Origin of the sequence: Methylophaga sp. (genome assembly GCF_965655755.1) — a bacterium.
GTDB lineage: Bacteria > Pseudomonadota > Gammaproteobacteria > Nitrosococcales > Methylophagaceae > Methylophaga.
In genome coordinates this window covers 16,448-21,101 of record NZ_CBFHHW010000004.1, presented here as the reverse complement: position 1 = coordinate 21,101, position 4,654 = coordinate 16,448, and the positions used below count along the sequence as shown (strand labels likewise).

Annotated in this window: 7 protein-coding genes; 3 read left to right on the top strand and 4 right to left on the bottom strand. The window is 43.9% G+C overall.

What is annotated here, in order from left to right:
• The first annotated feature begins 304 nt into the window (after positions 1-304).
• On the top strand, positions 305-592 hold the full coding sequence (locus ACTF5U_RS02380; protein WP_438970037.1) for a hypothetical protein: 288 nt from the start codon (positions 305-307) through the stop codon (positions 590-592).
• A gap of 68 nt (positions 593-660) precedes the next feature.
• On the opposite strand, the gene ACTF5U_RS02375 is transcribed toward ACTF5U_RS02380, so the two are convergent.
• Complete coding sequence (locus ACTF5U_RS02375) at positions 661-942, bottom strand: peptidylprolyl isomerase (RefSeq protein WP_438970036.1); 282 nt, start codon at positions 940-942, stop codon at positions 661-663.
• A gap of 41 nt (positions 943-983) precedes the next feature.
• Positions 984-1,670: a type 1 glutamine amidotransferase domain-containing protein gene (locus ACTF5U_RS02370; protein WP_438970035.1), complete on the bottom strand. Its 687-nt coding sequence runs from the start codon at positions 1,668-1,670 to the stop codon at positions 984-986.
• A 97-nt stretch (positions 1,671-1,767) separates the two neighbouring features.
• On the opposite strand from ACTF5U_RS02370, the gene ACTF5U_RS02365 reads away from it, so the two are divergent.
• Entirely contained in the window at positions 1,768-3,042 is a 1,275-nt protein-coding gene (locus ACTF5U_RS02365; protein ID WP_438970034.1) for an O-acetylhomoserine aminocarboxypropyltransferase/cysteine synthase family protein, read from the top strand.
• Here the strand turns inward: ACTF5U_RS02365 and ACTF5U_RS02360 are convergent.
• Both ACTF5U_RS02360 and ACTF5U_RS02355 read right to left on the bottom strand, forming a co-directional pair.
• Entirely contained in the window at positions 3,035-3,670 is a 636-nt protein-coding gene (locus tag ACTF5U_RS02360; protein WP_438970033.1) for an esterase/lipase family protein, read from the bottom strand. The genes ACTF5U_RS02365 and ACTF5U_RS02360 overlap by 8 nt on opposite strands.
• A gap of 58 nt (positions 3,671-3,728) precedes the next feature.
• The gene (locus ACTF5U_RS02355) at positions 3,729-4,202 is read right to left on the bottom strand and encodes a DUF1348 family protein (RefSeq protein WP_438970032.1); all 474 of its coding nucleotides are present in this window, start codon (positions 4,200-4,202) and stop codon (positions 3,729-3,731) included.
• Between the two features lie 99 nt (positions 4,203-4,301).
• On the opposite strand from ACTF5U_RS02355, the gene ACTF5U_RS02350 reads away from it, so the two are divergent.
• Positions 4,302-4,654, top strand: a 353-nt coding sequence (locus ACTF5U_RS02350) for a TetR/AcrR family transcriptional regulator (protein ID WP_438970031.1), incomplete at its 3' end; no start/stop codon positions are given.

The window sequence follows — 4,654 nt, the reverse complement described above, 5'->3', positions numbered from 1 at the left end:
TACTAAGAAAAGAGACAGACTCAGGCCGTATTACCATTCTGGATAGACGACTATTAACCAAAGGCTATGGCAAGCAATTGCTGGCACATTTACCGGATTATCGAATACAGCAATAAATGGCAGAAAGAGGGCCGGGAGTAATTTTCACGTTTTATCAGGAAGCTTTTCCCCCAATGTATGGGAGCTTATGCTGCAAGGGATTGAGTCAAGAGGCCGTATCATAGATGCATGTGGACAGACACTATTCTGCCACACTGCTGAGCCCATTCTGGCAGGCATAATACACTGAAGGATTAGCGATATAATGAAAAAATTGACCGTAAGTATTTTGGCTAGCGTTGCCTTGTTTTCTGCACCCACATTTGCTGTGACGCAAGAGAAAAGTTTTTCTCAGCAGCTGGATATGCAAAAAACACAATTGCGTCCACAAGCCTATAATTTCTTTTCGGATCGTTACCTGCAAACGCACGTAAATAAAACAGCAAAATTATCGTTTAAAGCGCAGCTGGACAGTCAAAAAGGCCAACTAAGAACGCAGGAATTTAATCCAATTAGCGATGCGTATATGCAGATGAAAGCGCGTCAAGTCTGATTGACACGCTTTACGAAATATAAAAAACCCGGCCTTGGCCGGGTTTTTTTTGCGTGTTGAATAAACACTTATTCAGTACGACTGGTCACTTCCAGTAAATGATATCCAAATTGAGTTTGTACCGGCCCCTGAACAGTATTCACTGGAGCAGAGAAAACAACCTTATCAAACTCAGGCACCATCATGCCGGGACCAAACTCACCTAAATCACCACCACTACGGCTTGAAGGACAAGACGAGTGTTCTTTTGCGACTTCAGCAAAATCAGCACCTTGCTCGATTTCACGTTTCAGTTCCAGACAGATTTCTTCACTGTCGACGAGTATGTGTCTTGCTGTTGCTTTTGCCATGTTTATCAGTCTCGATTGTAAAAAAACGCACATTATATCAGCTATGCAGCTGTCTTGAGCGCCTCAAGCAGTGCTTTGGCTGTGGCTTCTGATGACTGTGGGTTCTGGCCCGTAATGAGCAGACCGTCTTCACAATAGTAAGATGTCCAGTCATCGGATTTGGTAAAACATGCGCCTTTGTCTTTAAGCTCATTTTCCAGCAGGTAGGGAACAACATCGGTCAGACCAACAGCATCTTCTTCTGAATTACTGAAGGCTGTAACTGATTTGTTTTTAACCAGAGGTTCGCCACTGGAATCGTGCACATTCAATAAGACAGCAGGCGCATGACAGACAGAACTGACGAACTTACCCTGTGCAATAAAATCTTCAATTAAGCTGATGGAGTAGGGCGAACGATATAAATCCCATAACGGTCCGTGCCCACCGGGATAAAACACTGCATCGTAATCAGACGCTCTTACCTGTGCTAGCGGCAAAGTGTTGGCTAATTGTTTCTGTGCTGCTGCATCCCTGTCAAACCGGTGTGTTGATTCAGTCTGAAAATCGGGGGATGTACTTTTGGGATCAAGTGGTGGTTGACCACCATTGGGTGATGCGACTGTAACGTCAATACCGGCATCTTTAAATACGTAAAAAGGAGCAGCGAACTCTTCCAGCCAAAACCCGGTTTTTTCACCAGTGCTGCCTAATCGGTCATGTGATGTAACTACCATTAAAATGTGCATGAATCCTCCTGTTTCTATTATTGTAGTAAGTGACATTGCTGTTGACAGTTGAGCGTGCTTAAATGCTTCAAATATTAAAAATGAGAGGGAGAAATTAATGAAAATAGAAACCTTATGTCTGCATGAAGGCTATGAGACAGACCCTGTTACTAAATCCTGTGCCGTTCCTATTTATCAGACAGTGGCCTATGAGTTTGATAATGCGCAGCATGGCGCCGATTTATTTAACCTGGAAGTGCCCGGTAATATTTATTCACGCATTATGAATCCGACTTGGGATGTGCTTGAAAAACGCGTTGCAGCAATGGAGGGAGGCCTCGCTGCATTAGCGGTCTCTGCCGGCAGTGCTGCAATTCATTATGCCATTCTCACCATTGCTGAAGCCGGTGACAACATTGTTACCACACCACAATTGTATGGTGGAACCTACACTCTTTTTGCACACATGCTTCCTAAGTTGGGTATTGAGGTACGTTTTGCAGCAACCGATCAGCCCGAAGCAATGGCGAGTCTGATTGACGATAAAACGAAAGCCGTTTTTTGTGAAACAATAGGTAACCCGGCTGGCAATATTATCGATATTGAAGCTGTAGCTGAACTCTCTCATGCGGCAGGTGTGCCGTTGATTGTTGATAGCACTGTGGCGACACCAGCATTACTCAATCCGATAGCTTATGGCGCAGACATTGTCGTACATTCCTTAACCAAATACATGGGTGGGCATGGAACGACACTGGGTGGCATTATTGTCGATTCAGGTAAGTTTCCATGGGCCGAGCACAAAGAAAGATTCCCAATGCTAAATCAACCGGAAGCGGCCTATCATGGTGTTGTTTACACGGAACAGTTTGGTGAAGCAGCCTTTATAGCGAGAGCGAGAACCGTACCGCTACGTAACACGGGTTCTGCCTTATCACCGATGAATGCCTTTATGCTATTACAGGGCATTGAAACGTTACCATTGAGAATGGAACGTCATTGTGAAAATGCCGCTGCTGTTGCTGAGTTTTTGTCACAACATGACAAGGTAGAGTGGGTCAATTATGCCGGACTGCCGACAGATAAATATCATCAGCTGGCACTAAAATATTTTGATGGAAAACCATCATCATTGCTGACCTTTGGTATCAAAGGCGGTTTTGAAGCCGGTGTTAAATTCTACGACGCGCTGAAAATGATCAAACGTCTGGTCAATATCGGTGATACAAAAACCCTGGCCTGTCATCCGGCCTCGACGACACACCGTCAACTTGAGACCCATGAGTTGAAAACAGCTGGTGTAACACCTGAAATGTTACGGCTTTGTGTTGGCATTGAGCATATCGACGATATATTGGCTGATATAAAACAGGCTTTTGATGCTGTCAGCTAAAATCACCTTGCTGAATAAATCTGACGGTTTGCTCAATAACGGTTTTGTTTTGCATGATAAAAGAATGACTTGCTCCAACTGTTAAATGCCGCTTCATACCTTCTAGCTGAGTAGATGCAACACTGACTTTGCCATCATTAGGGGAAGGTAACAGGGTAGAGAGGTAGCAATTTATCGATCGCGTACCTGCGATAACACCCAGTTCATAATCTGCGCTGGGTAGTTGTCTGGGCCGGTCTGAATAGCGTGTTCCCAGTTGCTGGCCAGCAGGACCATTAAACCATTTAAATAATGACCAGCGTCTTAATTTGTCGACTACTTCACTGCCTTGATTGGGTGGCGCCAGCATAACCACTCTGCCTAGATTAACAATTTTGTGTCGGTTTAAATAATCACGAAAAACAATACCACCCAGCGAATGGGTAACGAAATGGACCTTGTCAGACTCAGATGATCGCTTAAGCGCGGATGAGATCACCGATTCGGAGAGTTCCTCTATCGATAACTGTCGAGAGGGATAGCGGCAATTATCCACAGTAAAGCCTGCTTTTCTTAATGATGAAGCCAGTCGGCGCATACTACGTGACGTTCTCGCCAGACCATGCAGAAGAATGACATGTTGTTTCATTATTTCGTAAACAGTAGCGTCATCATTTTTATGAATAATCAGGCAGATAAAATCTCATTTATAGACCCAATTCAGTCAGACTTGGATAATCATCTGGCCGCGGTCCTGTAACCCAATCAAGTTTTCGTTCAGAGGCGTCTATTGGCATATCATTAATGCTGGCATACCGGCTCTGCATAAGTCCATTTTTATCAAATTCCCAGTTTTCATTTCCAAATGAACGAAACCAGTTTCCCTCATGATCATGCCACTCGTACGCAAACCTGACGGCGATGCGATTGTCTTTGAATGCCCATAGTTCTTTTACCAGACGATAATCTAATTCACGCGCCCACTTACGTTGCAGAAACGTTTTTATTTCATCACGCCCCCTTGGAAACTCAGCCCGGTTTCTCCAGTAACTATCCAGCGTATAAGCCATTGATACTTTTTCAGGATCCTTACTATTCCAGGCATTTTCTGCCATGCGAACTTTCTGTATAGCAGTATCCTGAGTAAAAGGCGGGAAGGGAGGCTTTGACTCAGATGACATAGTTGAACTCCTGAATAAATATAGAATAATCGGTCTTCTCATGGTAGACAGGTCGGTCTACCTATGTCAACATAAGGCCAGAAATGAAATGGAAAAATAATGAATAAACGACAAAAACTCATCGAAGAGGCGTTTGATTTATTCTATAAAAAAGGCATACATAGCGTCGGGATTAATCAAATTCTTAAGCAAGCAAATGTTGCCAAGAAAACCCTTTATTCTTACTTTAATAGCAAAGAAGCGCTACTTGAGGCAGTATTGCAATATCGCGATGAATGCTTTTTGGTTTGGATGGATTCCGCGATGCAGTCAGTTAAACCTGGAAAACCAGCTTTACTGGTCATGTTTGATGCACTGGATGATTGGTTTCACAATCGCGTGCCAACCCTATCCCGGTTTAATGGCTGCTTCTTTATTAATACCTGTTCCGAGTATGGTGATGAGACGTCTGG

Coding starts and splice junctions, on each gene's coding strand:
- ACTF5U_RS02365 (WP_438970034.1), top strand. CDS start 1,768: ATGAAAATAGAAACCTTATGTCTGCATGAAGGCTATGAGACAGACCCT.
- ACTF5U_RS02360 (WP_438970033.1), bottom strand. CDS start 3,670: ATGAAACAACATGTCATTCTTCTGCATGGTCTGGCGAGAACGTCACGT.
- ACTF5U_RS02380 (WP_438970037.1), top strand. CDS start 305: ATGAAAAAATTGACCGTAAGTATTTTGGCTAGCGTTGCCTTGTTTTCT.
- ACTF5U_RS02370 (WP_438970035.1), bottom strand. CDS start 1,670: ATGCACATTTTAATGGTAGTTACATCACATGACCGATTAGGCAGCACT.
- ACTF5U_RS02375 (WP_438970036.1), bottom strand. CDS start 942: ATGGCAAAAGCAACAGCAAGACACATACTCGTCGACAGTGAAGAAATC.
- ACTF5U_RS02355 (WP_438970032.1), bottom strand. CDS start 4,202: ATGTCATCTGAGTCAAAGCCTCCCTTCCCGCCTTTTACTCAGGATACT.